Origin of the sequence: uncultured Phascolarctobacterium sp., assembly GCF_905212365.1 — a bacterium.
Taxonomy (GTDB): Bacteria; Bacillota; Negativicutes; order Acidaminococcales; family Acidaminococcaceae; genus Phascolarctobacterium_A.
The window spans coordinates 1-22,342 of the sequence record NZ_CAJMEH010000019.1; the positions used below are offsets into that span (position 1 = coordinate 1).

The 22,342-nt window shown below is 48.4% G+C and carries 20 protein-coding genes, 1 tRNA gene and 5 pseudogenes; 2 read left to right on the top strand and 24 right to left on the bottom strand.

What is annotated here, in order from left to right; genetic code table 11:
• The 17 genes and pseudogenes from QZ105_RS04630 to QZ105_RS04705 all read right to left on the bottom strand — a co-directional run.
• Positions 1-365: NAD(P)H-hydrate epimerase (locus QZ105_RS04630; RefSeq protein WP_293728689.1), on the bottom strand; the 365-nt coding region annotated here is incomplete at its 3' end.
• Between the two features lie 3 nt (positions 366-368).
• Positions 369-740 carry a holo-ACP synthase gene (gene acpS, locus QZ105_RS04635; RefSeq protein ID WP_293728690.1) on the bottom strand — a complete coding sequence of 124 codons (372 nt, stop codon included), beginning with the start codon at positions 738-740 and terminating at the stop codon, positions 369-371.
• 201 nt (positions 741-941) lie between these two features.
• A complete protein-coding gene (locus tag QZ105_RS04640; protein WP_293728691.1) occupies positions 942-1,481 on the bottom strand; it encodes a hypothetical protein in 540 nt (179 codons plus the stop codon).
• A 20-nt stretch (positions 1,482-1,501) separates the two neighbouring features.
• Positions 1,502-2,215 carry a DUF1266 domain-containing protein gene (locus QZ105_RS04645; protein ID WP_293728692.1) on the bottom strand — a complete coding sequence of 238 codons (714 nt, stop codon included), beginning with the start codon at positions 2,213-2,215 and terminating at the stop codon, positions 1,502-1,504.
• 280 nt (positions 2,216-2,495) lie between these two features.
• Positions 2,496-2,702: a hypothetical protein gene (locus tag QZ105_RS04650; protein ID WP_293728693.1), complete on the bottom strand. Its 207-nt coding sequence runs from the start codon at positions 2,700-2,702 to the stop codon at positions 2,496-2,498.
• Between the two features lie 223 nt (positions 2,703-2,925).
• Positions 2,926-3,564: an endonuclease III gene (gene nth, locus QZ105_RS04655; protein ID WP_293728694.1), complete on the bottom strand. Its 639-nt coding sequence runs from the start codon at positions 3,562-3,564 to the stop codon at positions 2,926-2,928.
• On the bottom strand, positions 3,564-4,925 hold the full coding sequence (locus tag QZ105_RS04660) for a PFL family protein (protein WP_293728695.1): 1,362 nt from the start codon (positions 4,923-4,925) through the stop codon (positions 3,564-3,566). Before QZ105_RS04660 ends, nth begins: the two co-directional genes overlap by 1 nt.
• A gap of 9 nt (positions 4,926-4,934) precedes the next feature.
• Complete coding sequence (locus QZ105_RS04665; protein WP_293728696.1) at positions 4,935-5,204, bottom strand: ACT domain-containing protein; 270 nt, start codon at positions 5,202-5,204, stop codon at positions 4,935-4,937.
• A gap of 98 nt (positions 5,205-5,302) precedes the next feature.
• Positions 5,303-5,434, bottom strand: a pseudogene (locus QZ105_RS10530) (ATP-binding protein); the annotation flags it as partial.
• A 26-nt stretch (positions 5,435-5,460) separates the two neighbouring features.
• Positions 5,461-5,724 (bottom strand): annotated as a pseudogene (locus tag QZ105_RS10535) (response regulator); the annotation flags it as partial.
• 489 nt (positions 5,725-6,213) lie between these two features.
• The gene (locus QZ105_RS04675) at positions 6,214-9,801 is read right to left on the bottom strand and encodes an AAA domain-containing protein (protein ID WP_293728698.1); all 3,588 of its coding nucleotides are present in this window, start codon (positions 9,799-9,801) and stop codon (positions 6,214-6,216) included.
• Positions 9,802-9,822: 21 nt separating this feature from the next.
• Entirely contained in the window at positions 9,823-10,392 is a 570-nt protein-coding gene (locus tag QZ105_RS04680; protein WP_293728699.1) for a hypothetical protein, read from the bottom strand.
• A gap of 11 nt (positions 10,393-10,403) precedes the next feature.
• Positions 10,404-10,976, bottom strand: coding sequence for a hypothetical protein (locus QZ105_RS04685; RefSeq protein WP_293728700.1), 573 nt, complete (start codon positions 10,974-10,976; stop codon positions 10,404-10,406).
• Positions 10,966-12,018 (bottom strand): hypothetical protein, encoded by a 1,053-nt coding sequence (locus QZ105_RS04690; RefSeq protein ID WP_293728701.1) that lies wholly within the window; start codon positions 12,016-12,018, stop codon positions 10,966-10,968. Before QZ105_RS04690 ends, QZ105_RS04685 begins: the two co-directional genes overlap by 11 nt.
• Before the next feature lie 459 nt (positions 12,019-12,477).
• A pseudogene (locus QZ105_RS04695) lies at positions 12,478-12,726 on the bottom strand (DUF6061 family protein).
• A complete protein-coding gene (locus QZ105_RS04700) occupies positions 12,713-13,018 on the bottom strand; it encodes a hypothetical protein (RefSeq protein ID WP_293728702.1) in 306 nt (101 codons plus the stop codon). The pseudogene QZ105_RS04695 and the gene QZ105_RS04700 overlap by 14 nt, the downstream one beginning before the upstream one ends.
• 83 nt (positions 13,019-13,101) lie before the next feature.
• A pseudogene (locus tag QZ105_RS04705) lies at positions 13,102-13,266 on the bottom strand (IS6 family transposase); the annotation flags it as partial.
• Here QZ105_RS04705 and QZ105_RS04710 point away from each other — a divergent pair.
• Positions 13,242-13,724, top strand: a pseudogene (locus QZ105_RS04710) (transcriptional regulator). The pseudogenes QZ105_RS04705 and QZ105_RS04710 sit on opposite strands and share 25 nt — an antisense overlap.
• A 197-nt stretch (positions 13,725-13,921) precedes the next feature.
• On the opposite strand, the gene guaA reads toward QZ105_RS04710, so the two are convergent.
• The 7 genes from guaA to QZ105_RS04745 all read right to left on the bottom strand — a co-directional run bounded on the left by guaA (position 13,922) and on the right by QZ105_RS04745 (position 21,903).
• Positions 13,922-15,475, bottom strand: coding sequence for a glutamine-hydrolyzing GMP synthase (gene guaA / locus QZ105_RS04715; RefSeq protein ID WP_293728703.1), 1,554 nt, complete (start codon positions 15,473-15,475; stop codon positions 13,922-13,924).
• Positions 15,476-15,634: 159 nt separating this feature from the next.
• The gene (gene radA / locus QZ105_RS04720) at positions 15,635-17,005 is read right to left on the bottom strand and encodes a DNA repair protein RadA (protein WP_293728704.1); all 1,371 of its coding nucleotides are present in this window, start codon (positions 17,003-17,005) and stop codon (positions 15,635-15,637) included.
• 1 nt (position 17,006) lies between these two features.
• Positions 17,007-19,709, bottom strand: a complete 2,703-nt coding sequence (locus tag QZ105_RS04725; RefSeq protein WP_293728705.1) for an ATP-dependent Clp protease ATP-binding subunit — start codon at positions 19,707-19,709, stop codon at positions 17,007-17,009.
• A 4-nt stretch (positions 19,710-19,713) separates the two neighbouring features.
• Positions 19,714-20,115 carry a CtsR family transcriptional regulator gene (locus QZ105_RS04730; protein WP_293728706.1) on the bottom strand — a complete coding sequence of 134 codons (402 nt, stop codon included), beginning with the start codon at positions 20,113-20,115 and terminating at the stop codon, positions 19,714-19,716.
• 176 nt (positions 20,116-20,291) lie between these two features.
• A complete protein-coding gene (locus QZ105_RS04735; RefSeq protein WP_293728707.1) occupies positions 20,292-20,819 on the bottom strand; it encodes a hypothetical protein in 528 nt (175 codons plus the stop codon).
• Between the two features lie 12 nt (positions 20,820-20,831).
• Positions 20,832-21,476, bottom strand: a complete 645-nt coding sequence (locus QZ105_RS04740; protein WP_293728708.1) for a coenzyme F420-0:L-glutamate ligase — start codon at positions 21,474-21,476, stop codon at positions 20,832-20,834.
• A gap of 4 nt (positions 21,477-21,480) precedes the next feature.
• A complete protein-coding gene (locus QZ105_RS04745; RefSeq protein WP_293728709.1) occupies positions 21,481-21,903 on the bottom strand; it encodes a thioesterase family protein in 423 nt (140 codons plus the stop codon).
• A 251-nt stretch (positions 21,904-22,154) separates the two neighbouring features.
• Here QZ105_RS04745 and QZ105_RS04750 point away from each other — a divergent pair.
• Positions 22,155-22,230: transfer RNA gene (locus tag QZ105_RS04750), tRNA-Arg, on the top strand.
• The last annotated feature ends 112 nt before the right edge of the window (positions 22,231-22,342 follow it).

Here is a 22,342-nt window from a genome sequence, read left to right on the forward strand (position 1 = left end):
AGCTGCGCCACCAGCCAGTCGTCCTCGCTGTTTAAAACCTCCACGCTGCCTCCCGCCTGACGGTAAAGCTGCATTTCCACCGCCGCATCGCCGCTTAATTGCTCCGGCGCGGCGCCTGCTAAAAAGATACGCACCTGTACGCCGCAGGTCAGCAGCCAACGCCCGGCGCCAAAGCCGTCGCCGCCGTTATTGCCCCCGCCGCAAAAAATCACTACGCGCCCCTCGCGTTCTTCCGGCAAATACTGCAAAACAACGTCGGACACCTGCCTGGCCGCAGCGTCCATCAGCAGCAGTCCTGGTACGCCGTATTCTGCCGTTGCCAAACGGTCTATTTCTTTCATTTCCTGTGCCGTAACAAGCTTCATGTCCTAATCCTCCATTACTACATAGGCCATCGCCGTCTCGCGGGCATGGCTCATACTCAAAAAAATTCGCTTTACTCCCAATTCATCTGCCAGCTGCCGGTGATAGCCCGCAAGCTGCACTGACGGTTTGCCTAACTCATCGTTAGTAACGCTTATTTCCGTCAGCGAACCGCCGCGCAGACCCGTGCCTAACGCTTTCAGCACCGCCTCCTTGGCGGCAAAGCGCACGGCAAAGCTGGCTGCCGCCTGCTGTCCCCGGCTTTCGCAATAGGCTATTTCCCCTGGGGCAAACACCCTGCGCTTAAAGGCTTCGCTTTGCACAGCCTTTTTTATTCTCGCTATTTCAATAATATCGCAGCCTACTCCCAGCAGCATTAGCTTCATCCCTTCTACAGCTTGATAACTATATTTTATTCTTTTTGTAAGCGGCAAAATCCTTTTTTTGCACATATTTTTCACAAAAAAATAAAGAAGTGCACCGTGCAGCTTCATAGCGCAGCGCAACACTTTATGCTATAAAAAAGCGGCGGCCTTGAACGGATAAATTTCAAAGCCGCCGTTGGGGTTAAAATATTTTTAGATTTTTTTTAGGTATTGGAAAAACGCATTAAGCGCATCCTCCTGCGGAGCGCCAAAACAATCTTTCAGCTGATATTTAAAAGACTTTTTAATATTTCCAATATGGATAACTACTTTTTTACTGCTTTCATCAATCTCTGTCCTGGTAATCGCGGAGTATGGAATATACTCATTTTCTTCCGTTTTATTGCCTACGAAAAGATTGGCAGCCAATTGTTTTTTCCAATCAAAAAATGGCGTAGTATCCTCATATTTTGCCAGCGTTTGCGTAAACGGATTAGATTTAGCCGGTATAAACCGCATGCCGCCCTTATCATAGGCAACTACCCAAATATGCTGTGCGTTAATAGCATCTTCCAAAAGATTTATAACGGAAAACGAAGCTTCTTGTAAGCAAGGATATTCCTGCACAGCAAATTCTTTCATACGCTCTTGTGCCTTGCCAACAGCTTTTGCCCTTCGCGCAGACATAAACACCATAAAAATAACGCCAAAAACAATTACTGCTGCCGGAATAATTAACATTGTATAATCCATTTTCTACATCTCCTCATTGTTTAAAATGCACACTGCTTCCACGGGCTTTCTTCATTATCCAAAAGACTTTGCGCTATGGTAATGATGCCGGTCAAGGACATCGTATTTCCCGACCACATCGCTCTGCCGATAACATAACCGCTTGCAAATTCTTTCCATGAACGGTAATGCTCTTTGCTGGTTTGACGCGCGTTGTTTATATAGCTCCACGCCTCGTCGTCAGAAATATATCCTACATCAAAGCAGCAGCGCGTGACTAAAACCAATCTACCCATGTCCCACGCAGCAATAGAGCAATCAAATAAATCTGCTTTTGAGCTTATAAAAGCTTCTTCGATTAACACATCCATAGATTCCTGCAAATTAGAAAAGTATTCTTTAAGGCGGTCAATATCCTCCTCGTCAAGCTCAACTGCATTTATTTCCGTTTCGCGGCCCGATACAACGCCTTTGATAACATCAAAATACACTCTATGACCACTGGTATACAGCCATTCCAAGGTTTCAAGCGCTGATGCTCTGTCCACAATACCATAATAATTGGACAGGTTTTCTTTAATTTCAGACATCTTTTCTCCGGTAGACAAGCTGTCGCAGAAATAACCAGTCTGCTCTGCATTAATTGCGCCGATATTGATTGCGGAAAATTGTTCTGGCGTTAAATTTGGCGGTACAGGATTTTTCTTATACTCCTCACTATCGAAAAAGCGAGAAAGAACGCCTAAAAAACTCATGTTAAAAACTCCCTTCGTATTTAATATTTTAAAACAAAAAGACACTCTCATGCGCACAGTTACCTGCACGCACAAGAGCGCCAATTTTAACAATATAAGTTTGGGCATGACAAAAACCCGATACTACATAATTATAGCACCGCTCCGCTTGCTTGCTTGCTTGAGAATGGCAGAAGTCATGGCGTTTGTCAATCCCTTTCTATGAGTATTTATAGAAATATTTTATCATGTTATTCTTAGTATTGCAATAATTATATGTAGGCTATACATGAAGCCGCTATTACTTGACAGATTGATAAAAAGCTCTGAAATAATCAGGACCATTAGCCCACAGCCCTGTATCAAAATTATAGAGAGCATCATATGCAGGTGAGTTAATAATTTTATTCCTAGCTTCTTGGCGGCTAATTCCTTCATCATCTGCCATGTCCACAATAGCATCTGTCAAAATCAAATCTGCACAAAAAGCTTTCTGCTCATAGCTCATATTTACACACCTCCACAACCTTCAAACAAGAAACAGCTCTTTGGCTAAGAAAACAATACTGTTCCTTTAGTCTGTCAGGCAAAAGCAACGATATTGCTATTTGAGCTGAACGCTCATCAGCTATTGAACCATACAAGCCAGCGAGATATGTTGTAATAACAGGAATAGAATTTCATCAAGCACAGTATCGCCCCCGAACATTTGCAATTTCTATATATAATTTTTACTCCAAATTCTTTTCTTTAAAAGGACATTCCTCCAGCAGCACGCATTCCTTGCACAAGGGCTTGCGCGCCTTGCAGACCTTGCGCCCGTGCCAAATAAACCAATGATGAGCGTCGCTCCACTTTTCTATAGGAATCGCCTTCTGCAGTTCCTTTTCCGTCGCCAGCGGGTCGGCGCCCTTTGCCATGCCCAAACGGTGGGACACACGGAACACATGGGTATCCACAGCGATAGCCGGCACATTATAGACAATGCTGGCCACCACGTTAGCCGTCTTTTGCCCCACGCCCGGCAGCTGCATCAGCGTTTTGATTTCGCTGGGCACAGTGCTGTCGAACTTTTCCACCAGCATGTGGCAGGTGCCCAAAAGATTCTTCGCCTTAGCGTGATACAAGCCGCAGTCGCGTATTTCCGCCTCCATCTGCTCCTGGGTAAGCGCCCCCATCTTCTCCGGCGTGTTCAGCCGCGGAAAAATGCGACTGGTAATCACGTTCACCCGGTCATCGGTGCATTGGGCGGATAAAATCACCGCCACCAGCAGCTCGAAAGGCGAATTATAATGAAGCGCCGTTTTGGTGTCCTTATAGGTCGCCTCTAAAATATTTAAAATTGCTTCTCGCTTTGCTTTGCGCAGCATCAGTTCGTCAAACTCCTTACGGGCGCCGGGATCCGTCCGCCGCGGGAAATAAATTTATCGGCGCTGAATTTATTCACGGCAATAATGGGCGCGTAACCCAGCAGGCCGCCGAATTCCACAGTTTCGCCCACGCCCTTGCCCGGCACGGGAATCAGGCGCACGGCGGTTGTCTTATTATTAATCATGCCGATAGCCGCCTCGTCCGCAATAATAGCGGCAATGGTGCTGGCCGTAGTATCGCCGGGAATGGCGATCATATCCAGGCCGACGGAACAAACGCAGGTCATAGCCTCCAGCTTTTCCAAAGTCAGGCAGCCGCGCTCCACAGCGGCAATCATGCCCGCATCCTCGCTGACGGGGATAAAAGCGCCGCTCAAGCCGCCCACATAGCTGGACGCCATCAGGCCGCCCTTTTTCACCGCGTCGTTCAGCATAGCCAACGCCGCCGTGGTGCCGGGGCCGCCGCAGCATTCCAAACCGATTTCTTCCAATATATGCGCTACCGAATCGCCCACCGCAGGCGTCGGAGCCAGGGAAAGGTCGATAATGCCGAATTGGGTATTCAGGCGGCGGGCAGCCTCCTGCGCCACCAGCTGCCCCACGCGGGTAATCTTAAAGGCCGTCTTTTTAATGGTTTCGGCCACCGTGCCGATATCGCCGTCCTTAACCTGCTCCAAAGCGTATTTAACCACGCCGGGGCCGCTGACGCCGACGTTAATGACGCTCTCCGGCTCGGTCACGCCCAGGAAAGCGCCCGCCATAAAGGGATTATCGGGCACAGCGTTGCAGAATACAACTAATTTAGCGCAGCCCAAAGCGTCGCGGTCGGCGGTGCGTTCCGCCGTCGCTTTAATCACCTCGCCCATTTGCCGCACCGCGTCCATATTGATGCCGCACTTCGTCGAACCCACGCTGACGGAGGAGCAAACGATATCGGTAACGGCCAGCGCTTCGGGAATGGAAGCGATTAAATTACGGTCGCCCTTAGTATAGCCCTTGTCCACCAACGCGGAAAAGCCGCCGATAAAATTAACCCCGACCTCTTTGCCCGCTTTATCCAACGCTTTAGCCAGCGGCACATAATCGCTGCCGTCGCAACTTTCGCCCACCATGGAAACAGGCGTTACGGAAATGCGCTTATTGATGATGGGCACGCCCAGCTCCAACTCCAGGTCCTCGCCGGTCTTTACCAGCTTAGCGGCCTTGTTGCAGATTTTATCATAAATTTTCTGCGCCGTTACCTGCATATCCGGATGGCAGCAATCACGCAGGCTGATGCCCATGGTGATGGTGCGCACATCCAGCTTGTTTTCGGTAATCATGCGCGTAGTTTCTAAAATATCCTGCGAATTAAACAGCATGGCGTCCTCCTATATGCGGTGCATAGCGGTAAAGATTTCTTCGCTTTGCAGACGGATTTCCACGCCGATGTCCTTGCCCAAAGCGGACATAGTATCGCGAGCCTGCGCCAAGGTTACGCCTGCTCCCGTCATATCGGCTATCAGCACCATATTAAAAAAGCCCTGCATAATATTCTGGTTGATATTGATGATGTTAATATTCATGTCGGCCAGCGCGTTGCTTACGCGCGCAATAATGCCGACCTTGTCCTTACCTACGATTGTTAAAACGACCTGCATCGTCTTGTCCCCCTTTAATGCCAAATAAAACAGACAGCTTGCGAAGCGCTGCGTATAGTTATTATATCACAACCAAACTAAACTTGTCTTGTATACATTCAATAAGGCATTTGCTTGGGAAACTTCAAGATGAACTCCGTCCCCTGGCCTAGCGTGCTGTTCACGCGCACCGTTCCCTTGTGGAAGATTACGCCGTGCTTAACGATGGACAAGCCAAGGCCCGTACCTTCAACCGCTTTATCGTGCAGGCGCAGCAGCGCAGTACGGCCTTGATGCGCGCCACCATTTCCAGCATACCAAAGGGCTTGGCGATGTAATCGTCGGCCCCGCTGTCCAGCCCCTTGACCTTATCAAACTCCGAGCCCTTGGCCGTGGCCATAATCACGGGAATAGCGGCATAACGCTTATCGGCGCGCAAACGGCGCAGGATGCTGACGCCATCCTCGTCCGGCAGCATAATATCCAAAACTATCAGCTGGGGCACGCGCTTTTCCAGATCGGCAAACAGCTCGCGTCCGCTGCCGGCGCTGTAAAATCTGCGTAAAAAACGCGAAGCCAAACCCTCTTTATGCAAAAGAAGCTGATACAGAAATCTGTTCTGCATCAGCTTCTTATATTTTATAGCTTATTCAAACTCGCCAAATGAAATCGCGTTCTAAACTTTTCTGTATAGGCGATTTGATTCCATTTGACTTGATTTGATACCAGTTATCCAAGTCCTTTTAGGTATCCGACTTTCTGCTATCAAAAAGCTATCAGGGGCCGCTATCACACCTAAAATATTACCCACGCATTGTTTAAATACTATTTGACACTTTAAAGCATTGTAGAATCTCACCGTTTGGCCTATCCAGGTTTCTACGATATTGCTAAGTTGAATCTATATCCCGCCGTATAAACCAAAGATGAGTCCCACAGAACAAATTTGGAAAGAATTCTGAAAGCGCGGTTTTCATAATAAAGCATTTGCTTCTCTGTAAAAAGTATGCTTTTACATGGTTCCTCTGCGTTACAAAATTATGGCAGGAATCTCATCGAGACCAAGTTGCTTCGCTACGTAATAACGAAGGTACTTGTCAACTAAAACATAACCATCCCCTTGTCTCTTTACGACTATAGGTTTATCAACTTTGCCGTAAGTGTGATAGTATTCAAGAACAGACTTTATCTTTGCTTCCCTGGGTGGGGTAGATCTCAATGCCTCGGTTATATAGATGGATGAAAGCGGTATGCTAGAAATTCCAGTTTTTAGTTCTTCTTTTGTTCTTTCTCCTTGAGCAGCAGATTTTCTAGGTTTCTCTTTCGACAAAGATGAGGCATCAAGCACGAGACCATTTTCCTTAATATATTCAGCAACACGGGGGAGAACTGATGTTCTACCGTATGAAGCGAAGTATTTCAAAGATCCAACAATGATAAGCTCATTCTTTGCTCTTGAGAAAGCAACATTTATTCGCCGAGGATCTTTAAAAAAGTTAGTTTGTCTTCGCGTGCGGGTACAACAAAATATAACAATTTCAGCTTCATCTCCCTGAAAAGCGTCCACCGTGTTAACGTCAATACCTTGGAGTTCCTTCCGTTTTCCTTGCGCAGAAATCAGGTTCAAAATTGCGCGTTTCTGTCCTTTATAGGGAGTAATGACTGCGACATGAGTATTAGGCATCGCTTTGCGAATTTGACAGAGGAGAGAGACTACAAGATTAGCCTCACCGGGGTTAGTTACAGACTTTCCTTGTTCAGACAGTTCAGCAAATTTAGAGTGGTCAGTGTTTATTAGCGTAAGGTTGTTGCTAAAAAATAGTGGCTGCTTAGAATCTGTACCAGCACCATTTTTAAGCTTGTTGTCATAGAACAGAGAACTAATCAAATCACCGATTACCGTTGGCATTCTATACTGAGTTAATAGCATTCGCTTGTTGCTCTCAGGAGCGGCCATAAACATGCGATGGAAGAAGCTCGTGCTGAATAATTCATCCTCATATAGATACCGATCATCAATCTCAATTTTCTCTGGATCAAGCAGTGCTGGATGGACTGTTGGGGGCAGCTGCATATGGTCACCGATTAGAATAACCTTCTTCCCACGAATATACGGAATTAGGATTTCTGCGGGCAAGGCTTTTCCTGCCTCATCGATAATCACAAGATCGTAAGTCACGCGATCTAGCCCTATTCTCTTTTGGGCAAGTCCAACGCAGGTAGCTCCAATAACGGGTTTGCTCTTCAGAATCAGCTCTCCTACGTTGGGATTATATTGTCCTTCAGAAAAAACGAAATCGCCCCATTTTTTGCATAAAGCGTTATCTGGCTCATTTGCAACCTTTTCTCGGATGAAGTCACCATAGCTTTTATAGATATGCTCAAAGCTATGATTCTCTATCTGGGGATCAATTTTGTCTAAATGCCCGCATCGAACAAAGTCAACTGAAAAATCATTACGATTAAGTAACCCCTTCAATACATTGTCAACAGCAACATTCGCTTGGGATACTACCAGTATTTTAGTAAATATATTTGCTTTAAGTACCTGTAGAATAATTTCTCTAATAACGGTAGTCTTCCCGGTTCCAGGTGGACCCTGAATAAGAAAAATGTCTTTTTCACCGAGGGCATACTCTATGGCAAAAAGCTGTGAATGGTCTTCTTGTATCCGTTGGTTAAATAACGTGACGGGCTTTTGACTTCCACTTGACTGAATATTGCCCCCATCAAGAGCATAAGATTGTAAAAGCGGGTTTGCAAGCTTTCCCACCCGAAACTGATGGAGCGCGTTCGCTTGTTGGACTTCTGCATAAGGGAAATTCTTTTGATAAAGCGTGATAATTTCTCTGTTTTCCAGAAACTTGTCCATGAGCGTCGCGTCTTCTGAGGCGTAAAGAACACTGGCGTCCCCTTTGATTGAGACATAACATTGGACACCGGGGGACAATTCAAAAAAGAACTCAACATTGCGCGCTCTTTTCGCTTCTTCATATACGCTGTCCACATATTCTTTAAGCGAATCTGTGTTGCGAACAATAATGCTATAATCGGCAACGTCGCCATGATACCGTAAAGTCTTTATGACATCCTCGATCTCAACTTCCGTGCGATTACCTTTATGAAGATATGTAATTAGTTTATCGGTAGTTTCGGCCCACTTGTTGAAGTACTGCATTCCGTGACGGCTGATTTTGATCTGGTACTGTACCTTGAATTCGGAAAGACACATAAGCACAAGATTCGCCATATTTTCTTTGGCCTCGCGCTCAATCAACTCAATGTCCGAATCAAGATATACATTCAGCACGCAATCGATTCCCAGAAACACATCGTCCGGCTTTACAAAATACTGCTCATCAAGGAGCCCGTTATAGGAAAAGTAGAGCATTTCATCGTTGCTGACAATTTTTGCCGAAAAGCAGAGCTCATTATCAAGTTGAAGCTTCACCTCATCTACACTGGAAACCTTGCTTTCATCAAGAGGCGCTATCTTCCAGTCACCCGTACTACTCAAAAGATCTCTTTCCCTGAGTTTTTCCTCTAGGGCCTTCCATTGCGATTGTGAAAAAACAATAGGAAGATCATCAAAGGAAAAGCAAAGATAACTATCCGAGGTTCTCTCGCTTACTTCAACCGGGAAAAACAGATTGTATGACCAGTTGGTTGGATAGACACGAATAGTTGCCCCAATTGGGGGAAACCTTTTCTCATTGGCCAGGTTCCCCTTGGGTAGTCTTAGCTCAACACATCCGTTGTAGTCGAGTAGAACTTGTTTTCGTTCATTATAGCCGGTAACAGTGGCGGAGATGCCGATTTTGGGATTGGTTGCAACAACATTTTTGAAGTAACCCTTTCGCGCTGAAAGAACCCGCACATAGTCAGGTGCTCCAATAAAATTGTCGCACATAACCGGAATCAAGCTGTCAGACGGTAGCTCATCAATGAATTCACTTTCTGAAAACCGGTATCTCAGAAACTCATCTTTATTTATTTGGACAGAATTATTTAATAGCAGGTCCTCCTTTTTCATGTAAATTAGTTTTCCAGTATAAAAATAGTTTTCTGGCAAAATGAAGGAAAACGCTTCCGGTGGATCCAAAGCGCGGATGCTTTTTCTTCTCTCCAGATTCTTTATGTAATGGGGCAAATAGTGCTTGCAATATGCATCGACTTTCTCTCTGACTTCTTCAAGTTCTCGCAAGAGGCAACGCAAGGAGTTGCGGCGTAGCATGGTGGATTGGCCTTGCAAGGCTTGTTTGACACTCTCGATTGTGTCCTTGATTTCTTGTAGTAGTTCATTCTTCTCTTCGCACTGTAGCTTGGCTGCTGAGATCAGCTCATCGCAGTATTCAGATACTGCTGACTTCATTTCAAAATAGTACTTTTGTTGAAGGAGCGCAGCAGCATCTTTCTCATCTTGGCTTATTCGGTTTAGGCGAATTTTCTCTGCGGCAGCCATACCAGTGTACCGCTTGAAGGACGCTTCAGCTTTTGCTTGTTTTTTAGCTATTTCATCCTGTCTCCGTATCTCATCGGATGATAGTTCATCAAAGATACAGCGGAGTATGCTTGCGCCAATAGTAACACCAGCAGCTATGACAATATACGGAATCATAATAGCACCCCACCAGGAAAATTATATTGATGGCGCATCTAGGCTTGCCCGCGAAATTGTGTCATTCAATCGTAGCACAGCAGAGTTCATGGCATCGAGCATTTGTACATTGATGATTGGTGGACTATCAGAAGTTTGTGGACTAATAATAACATATGAACTATACGAATCATATTGACGCAGCGTAGCATTGATAATTTTTTCTATGAGGTCAAGCTGTCGCATACGCCTTTCATGATCGGTTTCAATTATCCTCATACGCTCCTCATGCGCATTTCGGCCACTCTCGATTACTTTCGAGGCTTCAATCTCTGCCAGTTTAGTTTCGTTGGCAAGTTTCTTGATTTCCACTTGATACTGCCCAAGAAGACGTGCGGTTTCGTTTTCTGCCGCGCTAATTTGGGCCTCCAACTCAGCACTTATTCGCACACGTTCGGTTTTAGCATCTTCCGTCCTTCTGCGTTCCTCACAAATGGTGTGGATGATTTCAGTTATGCATTCAACAGCTCTAATTCCAATTTCGGCTATCTCAAGCGGAGACATTTTTCCTGTTGGCACTGTGGTTTTCCCACCATATTTTATCTTTCCCATTGTAGTTCCTCCTAACAACATGTGCTAACAAATTTGGTGTATTGCGCGACTGAGATACGAAGTCTTTCTTGAAGCTCAGCCAGTATTGGGGAATCAGACGAGCCAGATAAGGTCTGGTTCTCGATGAGCGATGTGACTAAGTCAATGGTATCTTTCACCCTGAGTCTTATCCGAGCTGTAAGCTCACTCCTTCGCAAATATAAATCCATTTCAGAATTTGATTCTGCGGTCATTTGTTCAAGTTTTTCTAACAGGACATGACGATCTTTCTCTAATTCAATTTTCAGTTTGTTTAATCGACATTGGCTTTTCTCTTGCTCCATTTTAACAATGGAATCTGCTCTATCTCGTTCTGTCTCTTTTAAACGCTCTTGCTTTTCCAAGGTCTCATCAAGAGTTGCTTGCATCACTTTTGTACGATTGTGCTCGCTACCCCAAGAAATAATCGAAGATGTCATATCAATTAGTTCAATCCCAGCGTTAATACATGTCATTGCAAGATTTCTTGTAGAAACCCCGTAATACAAATTTGCTCCAGTCTTACTAAGCTCTCCACATAATCGAAACGCAAAATTACGGTTCATAATGTAGCCTCACCTCTTCAAAAATGCTAAACGGCACCTTCTGATTAAGGCGCGTTCTATCAGTTCTTTTCAAAATTCGTCTGTATTGTGTGGTACCCGAGGGAACAGAGATTTCCACAAACTCGTCATATTTATACGGCTGATCTGGAATTGGAACGGAAACCATGCTACGCTGTCCGAGATCTTCCTGCTCAGGCTGTTCCAACAATATGTTTCCTGTCGATGCATCAATAAATAAAAGCGTGGTACTGGCATTTACCATTCTTTCATCTCGTACAAAACTCAAAAGCTCATCAGCAGTCTGTGAAAGTAAAGTTGAGTCAAAAATAGAGAGCTTCTCTAATGTATCAATGACCGTTCGATATCGCAGCAAGCGGCTATCCTCGTAATAGAAATGAAGACATACTATGCCGCGTGATAGAATAATCATCGTCCCATCAGACGAAGAAAATTGCTCACTGACCGGAGGGAGGCTGGGTAAAGTATATTCTTGAAATATGTACTCACCCATATCTTCAAGGTATAGATAAAAATAGAGCGAACTAAAAAACTCGGGGCGCAAATGTGAAAAACAGTCCATAAATTCAGAGCGTGCGTATTCCTGCAACGGTTGATAATCGCGATTTTGTACGATAAACTTGCTTACTTTTACCGGAAGGCGCAATGCATTATCAGGAATACTACAAGTTGCTGCTGGATTTGGCCTTCCCACGTTTCCGGTAAAACAGTTAAGATGCGTCTTTCTGGGGGAATTATTAAATTGCTCCACAGAAGCTATTAAATCAAGATAACCCTGACCTGTTTCAGATATTTCAAGTTCAGTTTCTGACTCATTTAAAAAACCGATACGTAAAAGATAGGAGACTTCATCCTCTACAACCATATCGCCAAGAGAAACTGTATCAGAAATTTCTCTAATAGAGTATTTCTCGCTAATCGCCCATAGAATGAACTTCGTAAATTGACCTAAATCATCTATACGATCAGAGCCTACATAAACGATAGCCGAGTTTATAGGGCAAAATACACTTATTCGAGACATTTTAATAGCCCTCCAAAAGACAGAATACTGATGTTATACTCATGTTTGTTTTTTCCTCCACTCCATTGCAAGGTGGTTTCGTCAGTTCGTAACCTGATGAATTAGCCATCAAATGCAACGGCCTCAAGAACCGCCAGCTTCTCGATAGTAAATAACGTAAGTTCTCATACAAGGTTAATGGTTTGCTCATTTTCCTTTATTCAATCTTTGCTATAGCAACTCGCTTTGTTTCTGCCTAAGCAGAGGCAAGTATACTATCGGCGATGTCTGGCATTCTTATAAGAACTACTCATTATGTTTCGCCATTATATCAAATTTCTATTCTATATTACGACAAAACCTACCTTTTTTCAATAGATGCTGTTGGATATTAGTGACAATTTCATTAAAATGTGAGAGATGCTTTGCAAAAGAGAATGCCACCTGCAGAGGTTTATTTGCTTCCACAGGCAACTGCTCTTAGCTATCCAGCAGCTTATGTTCCGTAACTACCTTTTGGAAAAGTTCCAAGGTTCCATTCAGTACTAAGTCGGCGTATGCAGCCGGATCATTATAGATCAAATAATCCAGTTCTGACCGTTAGAAACAGTTATCCGCCACTTCGTTTTCCACAGCGGTACAATCAATGGAGATCATGCTGCCATCGTTAAATCTCAGCTCCACACAGGCGGTGTCCATATTAAACTCGCAGCTTTTAATTCTTCTCATGGGTACTCCCTCCCTGTATGCCGTTCTCCTTGGCATAATCACTGGATGCCTTGCGGCGATCTGCACTGTATGGGGCTGTCAGGCGGAAACACAAACGGACTTTCTGAATCTCAAAGGTCAATCCGCCTTGCTCATCATCGTCGGTCTGCTGGCATTGGTCTGGATACTTGGCGGCGTAGCTGGTGAGTCTGTTTTTCAGGTCTGTGTTATGAGTCTGTACTTCGATCAGATCGCTGTATTCGTCGAAATAGATGACGGTTGTTTTTTGACGCTTGGTTAGCCCTGTTTTCATAAATACCTCCTGATTTTGGATTTGGCTTTGTTAAGTAAAAATGAAAGAAGAGAGGAAGTTTCCACAGAAAAGATAAAAAATACTTAAGTAGCTAAAGAAAAAATATTACGTGTTTCTGGATCATAGGTAGCACCAGCTACTTGCGCTGGAGTCAAACCGGAAAGAGCTTGGTGAGGTCTTATAAAATTAAAGAAAAACACAAAAACAAAAATGCTGGCATTAGCTGAAGCAAAATCGCGAAATCCTCGGTTTTCTCGGAAAGACCTCTGATGTTCGTATGGCGCAGTATGAATCAGAAGCCAGAACACCGAAGCAAGACCTTGTAAAAGAAATTGCACATATCTTTGATGTCAGCCCACGAGCAATCACAGTCCCGGAGATTGACAGCTATATCGGGCTTATGCACACGCTTTTTGCGCTGGAAGATATGTACGGACTGAAAATCGGAGAGATTGACGGGGAAGTGTGTCTGCGGCTTGACAAGTCCACCGGCTCCACCTATTCCTCCATGTTTGATATGTTCCACGCATGGCAGGAGCAGGCTGCCCGTCTGGAACAGGGAGAGATAACCAAAGAGGAATACGACCAGTGGCGGTACAAATATCCCGAATTAGATACCTCAAGTCACTAGCATAAAGTAGTCCCCTCAAAGGAGTTAAGCGACTATCTCACAGAAGCCTTAAAAAAGGACACTGAATCCGATTAAAACCGCTTTTCTTCCCCAAAAATGCAAAAACCTTACCAACTTTCAGCTTCAAAATGCTTGAAAATCAGTAAGGTTTTCTTATGTTATTGAAGTATTTTATTTGATGAATAATGCAATAATGTTGCCAAATCGTTGCCAGTACTTAAACAAATTTGCTTGTAACCCGCATAAATAAAGGCTTTTTCAAGTCCATTTCATCACTCAAACTCTATCGTTGCCGGCGGCTTCGTCGTGTAGTCGAACAGCACGCGGTTGATATGCTTTACTTCGTTGACAATGCGATTGGCCGCAGCGGTAATCGTTGCCGGCGGCAGCATCGTAACCTCCGCCGTCATAAAGTCGGTGGTCGTTACTGCGCGCAGAGCGATAGCGTAGTCATAGGTACGGCCGTCACCCATAACGCCTACGCTGCGCATATTGGTCAAAGCGGCAAAATACTGGCTGGGACGCTCGCTCAGCGGCAGCTTATCCACCTCTTCGCGGTAAATAGCGTCGGCGTCCTGCACAATAGCCACCTTCTCCGGCGTTACGTAGCCGATAATGCGGATAGCCAGGCCAGGTCCCGGGAATGGCTGGCGTGCTACCAAATGCTCCGGCAGGCCCAGCTCACGGCCGGACTGACGCACTTCATCCTTAAACAGGTCGCGCAGCGGCTCGACAATCTCTTTGAAATCTACGAAATCAGGCAGTCCTCCTACATTATGATGGCTCTTAATCGTAGCGGATTCGCCGCCCAGGCCGCTTTCCACCACGTCGGGGTAAATAGTGCCCTGCGCCAGATAATCCACAGCGCCGATTTTCTTCGCTTCTTCCTCAAATACGCGGATAAATTCCTCGCCAATAATTTTACGCTTCTTCTCCGGCTCGCACACGCCTGCCAGCTTATCGTAAAAGCGTTGGCGCGCGTCCACACAAATGAAATTAATATCGAACTGACCGCCCTCGCCAAATACGGCGCATACCTCCTCGCGCTCGTTTTTACGCAGCAGGCCGTGGTCGACAAATACGCAGGTCAGCTGCTTGCCAATGGCTTTGGCCAGCATAGCGGCACATACGCTGGAATCCACGCCGCCGGATAAAGCGCACAGCACCTTGCCGTCGCCGATTTTAGCCTTCAAGGCTTGTACTGTCTGCTCTACGAAAGAATCCATCTTCCAGGTGCCTGCGCAGCCGCAAACATTATAAACGAAATTGCTCAGCATCTGGGTACCGTTATCGGTATGCAGAACCTCCGGATGGAACTGCACGCAATACAGCTTGCGCTCCTCGTCCTGCGCTGCCGCTACCGGGCAGTTAGGAGTGTGGGCCACAATTTTAAAACCGGGAGCAACACGTTCAATATAATCGTTATGGCTCATCCAGCACACGTTCTGCTCCGGCAGGCCGGTAAAGAGCGGGCTGGCAGTATCCAGATCAACCAAGGTTTTGCCGTATTCGCGCTCAGGCGCCTTGCAGACATTGCCGCCCAAAGCGTGCATCATTAGCTGGCTGCCATAGCAAATGCCCAAAACGGGCACGCCCCAGGTATAGATCTGCGGGTCGATGGTCGGAGAATCCGGCAGGTAAGCGCTGTTGGGGCCGCCGGTGAAAATAATACCCTTGAGGTTTTTCTCCTTAATTTTCTCTAAGCTGTGGGTGTAGGACACGATTTCGCAGTACACGCCGCATTCGCGCACACGTCTGGCGATAAGCTGATTGTACTGGCCGCCGAAGTCGATAACCAATACCATTTCCTGTTGATTAGTTTGCATACCTTCCGTCACTCTCCTTTAATTATTCAGCTGTTGCCGCAGCCGCTTATGTAAACAATAGAACGCTTTTTGTATAGTAGAATATTACCATAAACAGCGGTAAATTGCAACGAAAAAGGCCCCTCCGGCACAGTATATTGTGCTGAAGGGGCTTTCTGCTTATCGCTCAAAAAGAGCCTGCAAAGCCTGCTCTAAAGTTTTTACTTTGATAATCTGCGCTCTGGTATCAGGAATTTTCAGTGAGCTGTCGGGAATGATAAATTTATGAAAGCCTAAGTTCACTCCGTCCAAAATACGCCGTTCCGGCGCGCTGACGCGGCGCACCTCGCCCGTCAGGCCCACCTCGCCAAAGCAAATGACGCCCTTGGGAATGGGACGGTTGCGATAGCTGCTGACCAGCGCCGCCGCCACCGCCAAATCTGCCGCAGGCTCCGTAATACGCATACCGCCTACCACGTTGACATAAGCGTCGTACATGCCAAAGTCCAACCCCAGCCGCCGCTCTAAAATCGCCAGCAGCATATTCACCCGGTTATAATCAAAGCCCACGGCCGTGCGCCGCGGCATACCATAGGGCGTTTTAGCCACTAAAGCCTGAAACTCGACCATAATGGGACGGTTGCCCTCCATGCAGGCGCCAATCATACTGCCCGCCGCCTCGCCGTCACGGTCCTCCAAAAAAAGTCCCGCAGGGTTGGCTACCTCAGCTAGGCCCCCTGCTTCCATGGAAAAAATACCGCTTTCCTCCGTACTGCCGAAACGGTTTTTCAGCGCCCGCAGCACACGGAAGGCGTAGGAACGGTCGCCCTCGAACTGCAGCACCACGTCCACCATATGCTCCAGCAGCCGCGGCCCGGCAATATTGCCGTCCTTAGTAACGTGGCCGATGACCAGCACCGCAATGCCCGTAGTTTTGGCAAACTGCAGCAGCTTGGCCGTACACTCGCGCACCTGGCCCACGCTGCCCGCCGCCGTTTGCAGCTCCGGGTTATACATGGTCTGAATACTGTCGATAATCAAAAGCTGCGGCTGCACAGCGTTGGCCTGGGTTAAAATAGCGTCCAAATCTGTCGCCGTCATAATCAGCAGGTTGCTGCCGGCGCTGGCGCCGCCCAAACGCACGGCACGCATAGCCGTCTGCTCCTCGCTTTCCTCGCCGCTGACGTAAAGCACCTTCACGCCGCGCTGACCGAAGCGCAGCCCCGCATCCAGCAAAATCGTAGATTTGCCGATGCCCGGCGTTCCGCCCAGCAGCACCAGGCTACCCGGCACGACGCCTCCGCCCAGAACCCGGTCAAATTCGCGGATGCCCGTCGCCAAGCGCTCCACCTTCACCTGCGCCACGCTGGCAATCGTGCGGGGCTTAACCTTTTCGCTGCCAACAGGCAGATAGCTCTTGCTAGGCTTAGCGCTGACCTCGGCCTCCTCTACGAGCGTATCCCAAGCGCCGCATTCAGGGCAGCGACCCAACCACTTGGCAGCCACATAGCCGCAGCTTTGGCATACAAAACGATATTTAGTCTTCGCCATGCTATTCACCCTTAGCCGCCGCTGCTACCGGCTCTCTGTCCACCGGCAGCTCCAACAGAAAATGCGCTCCCTCTACGGCCTTATGAAAGGTCAGACGCTTGCCGCCGTCGTCCTCGGCAAGCAGCTTATCGCCCTTGTGGAATTGACCTGCCAGGAACAAATCGCTGACCGGGTCCTCCACCAGCTTGCGCAAAGCGCGACGCAAAGGACGCGCGCCGTATTTGCTGTCGCTGCCTTCCTTTAGTAACAGCTGCCGCGCGCCCGGCGTCAGCTCTACGGACAAGCCGTTGGCAGCCATGCGCTTATTCAGCTCGGCCAGCAGATTATCGGCAATACGCTCCAGCTGCTCACGTCCCAAAGGATTAAAGACCAGCGTTTCGTCCACACGGTTTAAAAATTCCGGACGGAAGACCTGCTTGATTTCGTTTAAAACCTGCTCCTTGCGGCTCTGCAGCTCGCCGACAGCGCTAGCGGCAAAGCCCAAAGGCTTGCTCATGCTCAAGCGCTGCGCTCCCGCATTACTGGTCATAATAATCACCGCATTGCGGAAGTCCACCGTGCGGCCCTGCCCATCCGTCAAGCGCCCGTCCTCCATAATCTGCAAAAGCAGATTGAATACGTCGGGATGGGCCTTTTCAATTTCGTCCAGCAGCACCACGCAGTAAGGCTTACGCCGCACCGCGTCCGTCAGCTGGCCGCCCTCGTCGTAACCCACATAGCCCGGAGGCGCGCCAATCAGCCGCGCCGTAGTGTGCTTTTCCATATATTCGGACATATCAAAGCGCAGCATGGCTCGCTCATCGCCAAACAGCTCCTCTGCCAGCGCTTTAGCCAGTTCCGTTTTGCCCACGCCCGTAGGCCCTAAAAACAGGAAGGAGCCCACCGGCCTGTTAGCGTCCTTAAAGCCTGCCCGCGCCCGGCGCACAGCCCTGCTGACGGCGGCTACCGCTTCGCTCTGGCCGATAACGCGCCGCTCCAAGCGGCTTTCCAGCTGCAACAGCCGCTGGCTTTCGCTTTCCGTAAGCTTTGCTAAGGGAATGCCGGTCCAGGAGGAAACTACTTCCGCCACATCCTCCTCGCTGACGGGAATTTCCTTGGCTACCTCGGCCAAGGCTGCCGCCAGCTGCTTCTGCAAAGCGTTCTCCTTATCCCGCAGCTTAGCGGCTTCCTCATAATCCTGCTTATCCACCGCGTCTTCCTTTTCCAGCTGCGTATATTCCAGCTCCTCCTGCAATTTACGCGCCGGCTCGCTGCGCTTATACAGCTTAATGCGCAGACGGGCGCAGGCCTCGTCCATTAAATCGATAGCCTTATCCGGCAAATTACGGTCGGTAATATAACGGTCGCTGAGAGCTACCGCCGCCTTTACGGCCTCCGGCGTAATCTGCAGCTTGTGGAAATCCTCGTAATGCTTACGCAGACCCAGCAGCATTTTTTCGCTGTCCGCCGCGCTGGGCACATTGACCAGCACCGGCTGAAAGCGCCGCTCTAAAGCCGCGTCCTTCTCGATATGCTTGCGGTATTCGTCGATAGTCGTCGCGCCGATAATCTGCAGCTCGCCCCGCGCCAAAGCCGGTTTAATAATATTAGCCGCGTCGATGCTGCCCTCGGCGCTGCCTGCGCCGATGATCGTGTGCAGCTCGTCCACAAAAAGGATAATGCGCTTATCCGCACGCAGCAGCTGCAAAATTTCCTTCATTCTGTCCTCGAACTCGCCCCGGTATTTAGCGCCGGCCACCAGCATACCTATTTCCAGGGAAAAAACTATCTTATGCTGTAAAAATTCCGGCACCTCGCCCTTGACGATCTGCTGCGCCAAAGCCTCGGCCACGGCGGTTTTGCCTACGCCCGCCTCGCCGATAATAACAGGATTGTTCTTCGTGCGGCGGCACAAAATCTGAATCAGGCGCTCCACCTCCTGCTCGCGGCCAATCACCGGGTCAATACGCCCGTTAGCGGCATCGCTGTTCAGATTACGGCCATAGCCAGAAAGCACCTCCAGCACATCGCTGCCCTTAGCCTCCTTAGTCTGGCGAAAGCTGCGTCCAGGCACGGACTTGCGCTGCTCGTCCAAACTGTCGACAATCTTCTGCACGTCCTCCAGCGTAATGCCAAACTTGCGCAAGACCTGACAGGCAATGCCGTCGCCTGCCGCTAACAGGCCCAACAGCAGCTGCTCGCTGCCGACGTAATTTTGCCTGCGCATCTGCGCCTGCGCCGCAGCCTGTTCCAATACCATTTTCGCCCGTTGGCTGTACTGGGGCAAAGCGCTCTTTTTCGCGCCTTTATCCAGCCAGCCTTCCAGCTCTTTGGCAATTTCAGCTAAATTATCGTGCAGGCGGCGCAGTATTTTTTGCCCGGAGCAAGCGTCAGCCGCCAAAAGTCCGGCCAAAATATGCTCCGTGCCGATATGCTCGCTGCCGCAATCCAAAGCCTTATTGGCCGCCAGCTGCAGCACCTGCGCTGCAGCAGCGGTAAAGCCTTCCTTAGTAACCTTTTTGCGCGGCCTGCCCTGCTCCTGCATCAGCTCCTTAAAAAAATTCAAAGCCTGCTGCGGCGTTACGTTAGCCGCTCCCAAGCCTAAACCCGTGGGTAAATATTCCGTAGCGCAATCCTCGCACAGCCACTTATCCACCTGTTTATCTCCCATCAGGCACACCATATGCATAATGGCCTGTTTTTTATGACAATTTTCACACAGCATAAGCTCACCTCCGCCCCGCGCCGTTCAGCAGCGCCATCGCCTGCTGCAGCACAGCCTTCTTCTTCGCTTCATCCGCATCGATAATATGCAGCATATATTTCAACAAAGCCCGCTCTCTGGCCGTAATCAGCTTTTGTCCGGCCAAATGCTCCACCAGCTCGGCCGCAGCTGGTTCCTTCTGCGGCTCCATACGCACAATGCGCACAAAACCGCCGCTGCCCCGGCGGGACTCTACCATAAAGCCCCGTTCCGGCGTAAAGCGGGTGCTAAGAACATAGCTGATCTGCGACGGCGCGCAGGACAGCCTTTCTGCCAGCTCATTGCGCTGCACCAAAAGCGCGTCCTCGTGATCGCGTAGCAATTCTCCTATGATAAAGCTTTCGATAGCGTCTGCTAAATTTCTCATAATCAATCACCTGCAAAGGAATTCATTTGCTACTATTATATTTGACTTTTCGACTTTAAGCAAGTGAAATTATTATGACGCGCGTTATTGACGACGGAAAATAAAAACGAAGCGAAAAGAAAAATCCACCTCGCAGGTGGATTCTTCAACGCTCTGCCAAAAAGCAAAGCGAAATATTATTTTACTAACGCGCGCAGCTCTTCGGCGGTCAGCGTAAAGTATTCCTTAATCGTATACAGCTCGCGGCGGCCGCGGCAGTCGGCAAACAGCGCTACGTCCACATCGGGAATATTGGCAAGAGCCTCCTCGATGCTCTTGCCCTTTCTGGCGTAAGCTTCAAAGCGCAGCACCAGCTTTTTCCCTGTACCCGCCGGAACCAGCAAGGCTTCAAAATAATCGTCGTCGCGCAGCACGCCTTCCAGATTTACCTTGCCGCGCAGCAAAATATCGTCATACTGCTCCTGGGGCAGATAAATTCTCATGTAAGCGTCAAGAATCGTACCCTCCTGCTTACCAACATTATCAAAGGGCACCTCCAGCTGAAAATCAACGCGGCCGTCACGCTCCGCCGCCTTCACAGCCGCAGTACGCTGCTTAGTCAGCAGACGCATCTCAGCGTCGCCCTGCAAAGCGATATATACGGCAACTGCCAGCACGCCCAACAGCGCTAAGGCGATAAGTATTCCAATAATAGTACACAGCATTTTGCTACCTCCTTACGCCTTACGATAATTCTTAATAATGCAGATAGGCGTTTTTTCGCTGCCGTTGCCAAAGGGATTATCAATCAATATCGCGGCCACCTTATCGGCGTCCACGCCTTTAGACACGCCCAGCACAGCGCTGCGCTTCAAATCGTTAACGTCGGCAATAGCTGCGCCATAGCAGCCGCAGGCCTTGGTAATAGCCTCCGCCACCTTGGCAGGCTCCGCAGGACCATAAACCACATGCTTATCATAGGGCGGCATCGTGCCGGTAATATCGTCAATTAAACGCGCCTGCTCGCCTGCCATGCGGTAGAAGGTGCCGCTTACGCCCACGCATTTAGCGGCAAAGCCGCAAATAACAGCCCACAGCACCCGCGCGCCGCCCTCGGCGTCAATCAGCGCCTGCATGCTGTACCAGCTGCTGATACTGCCCTTGGACGGGAACAAATGGCTCAGAGTTTTCGCTAAAAATCCGGGATGAAACTCCTCACAGCGCAAAGCCCGGCCCTGAGTAATCGCCACCACGCTTTCGGCAGCGCAAACAACGTCGTTCGGACCAATTTTATCCTTGCCAAACTCCAAAATCGCATCGCAAATATCGTCGTGATGCGTCAAAATTCTTGTAGGCACAGGAATAATCTCATACTTTTCCATACTTTCACTCCTCCGCAGCCTTATCCGCCGCATATACCTTCTGAATTTTATCAAACCAGCAGGGAGACAGGCGAATAATGTGCCCCTCCTTGTCGGTAAATACATTGCGGGTATGACCCTCCACCGCCACAGCGCCGTCGCGCAGGCGAATGACCTTATAATCAAATTCCATCTTCGCTTTATTAAAGGCGCTCATTCTTACCTGTACCTCAAAATCATCGTCAAAGGTGCAGGAATTTTTGTACTGCGCCTTCACCTCGGTAATGGGAAAAATAACGCCGGCGTCCATCAGCTCGCCCAAAGTAATGCCGCAGGCGCGCAGATAAGCCACGCGGCCCATTTCAAACCAACGCAGATAGTTGGCGTGATGCACCACGCCCATCATATCAGTTTCTACAAAGCGCACCTTATCTCTTATCGTAATCATATTAGCTCCTTTTCCTTGCGAATCAATTCATTATTATAGCACTTTTACGCCAAAGTACATACCTAAATCTCGTTCAGACTGTAAAATTTTTCTGCGCCCACAGCGTCCGGCGCAGCGCACAGCTAGGCTGGAACGCCTGGCCCGCTTACATTGTAGCATATTTACGGCATGAATACAAAAAAGCGCTAATAGCTTTGCATAAGTTTCACAGTTGTGGTATAATAGCTATTGTCACATTAACCATATTTTATGGCCCCGTAGCTCAGAGGATAAAGCGTCTGCCTCCGGAGCAGAAGATCGTTGGTTCGAATCCAATCGGGGTCACCAGAAAAAAGCAGTCCCTTTCCACGCCAAATGGAAAGGGACTTTTATTTTTATTCTTTATTACCGTCAGACAGACGATTTAAAGACGGGCGATAATGCCCTAAAACAAAAACAG

Coding starts and splice junctions, on each gene's coding strand:
- nth (WP_293728694.1), bottom strand. CDS start 3,564: ATGCTGCGCAAAGCAAAGCGAGAAGCAATTTTAAATATTTTAGAGGCG.
- QZ105_RS04735 (WP_293728707.1), bottom strand. CDS start 20,819: ATGCTGTGTACTATTATTGGAATACTTATCGCCTTAGCGCTGTTGGGC.
- QZ105_RS04650 (WP_293728693.1), bottom strand. CDS start 2,702: ATGAGCTATGAGCAGAAAGCTTTTTGTGCAGATTTGATTTTGACAGAT.
- QZ105_RS04640 (WP_293728691.1), bottom strand. CDS start 1,481: ATGGATTATACAATGTTAATTATTCCGGCAGCAGTAATTGTTTTTGGC.
- acpS (WP_293728690.1), bottom strand. CDS start 740: ATGCTGCTGGGAGTAGGCTGCGATATTATTGAAATAGCGAGAATAAAA.
- QZ105_RS04745 (WP_293728709.1), bottom strand. CDS start 21,903: ATGATTACGATAAGAGATAAGGTGCGCTTTGTAGAAACTGATATGATG.
- QZ105_RS04660 (WP_293728695.1), bottom strand. CDS start 4,925: ATGCTGTTTAATTCGCAGGATATTTTAGAAACTACGCGCATGATTACC.
- QZ105_RS04675 (WP_293728698.1), bottom strand. CDS start 9,801: ATGATTCCGTATATTGTCATAGCTGCTGGTGTTACTATTGGCGCAAGC.
- QZ105_RS04690 (WP_293728701.1), bottom strand. CDS start 12,018: ATGTCTCGAATAAGTGTATTTTGCCCTATAAACTCGGCTATCGTTTAT.
- radA (WP_293728704.1), bottom strand. CDS start 17,005: ATGGCGAAGACTAAATATCGTTTTGTATGCCAAAGCTGCGGCTATGTG.
- QZ105_RS04740 (WP_293728708.1), bottom strand. CDS start 21,476: ATGGAAAAGTATGAGATTATTCCTGTGCCTACAAGAATTTTGACGCAT.
- QZ105_RS04725 (WP_293728705.1), bottom strand. CDS start 19,709: ATGCTGTGTGAAAATTGTCATAAAAAACAGGCCATTATGCATATGGTG.
- QZ105_RS04665 (WP_293728696.1), bottom strand. CDS start 5,204: ATGCAGGTCGTTTTAACAATCGTAGGTAAGGACAAGGTCGGCATTATT.
- QZ105_RS04680 (WP_293728699.1), bottom strand. CDS start 10,392: ATGGGAAAGATAAAATATGGTGGGAAAACCACAGTGCCAACAGGAAAA.
- guaA (WP_293728703.1), bottom strand. CDS start 15,475: ATGCAAACTAATCAACAGGAAATGGTATTGGTTATCGACTTCGGCGGC.
- QZ105_RS04685 (WP_293728700.1), bottom strand. CDS start 10,976: ATGAACCGTAATTTTGCGTTTCGATTATGTGGAGAGCTTAGTAAGACT.
- QZ105_RS04730 (WP_293728706.1), bottom strand. CDS start 20,115: ATGAGAAATTTAGCAGACGCTATCGAAAGCTTTATCATAGGAGAATTG.
- QZ105_RS04645 (WP_293728692.1), bottom strand. CDS start 2,215: ATGAGTTTTTTAGGCGTTCTTTCTCGCTTTTTCGATAGTGAGGAGTAT.
- QZ105_RS04700 (WP_293728702.1), bottom strand. CDS start 13,018: ATGAAAACAGGGCTAACCAAGCGTCAAAAAACAACCGTCATCTATTTC.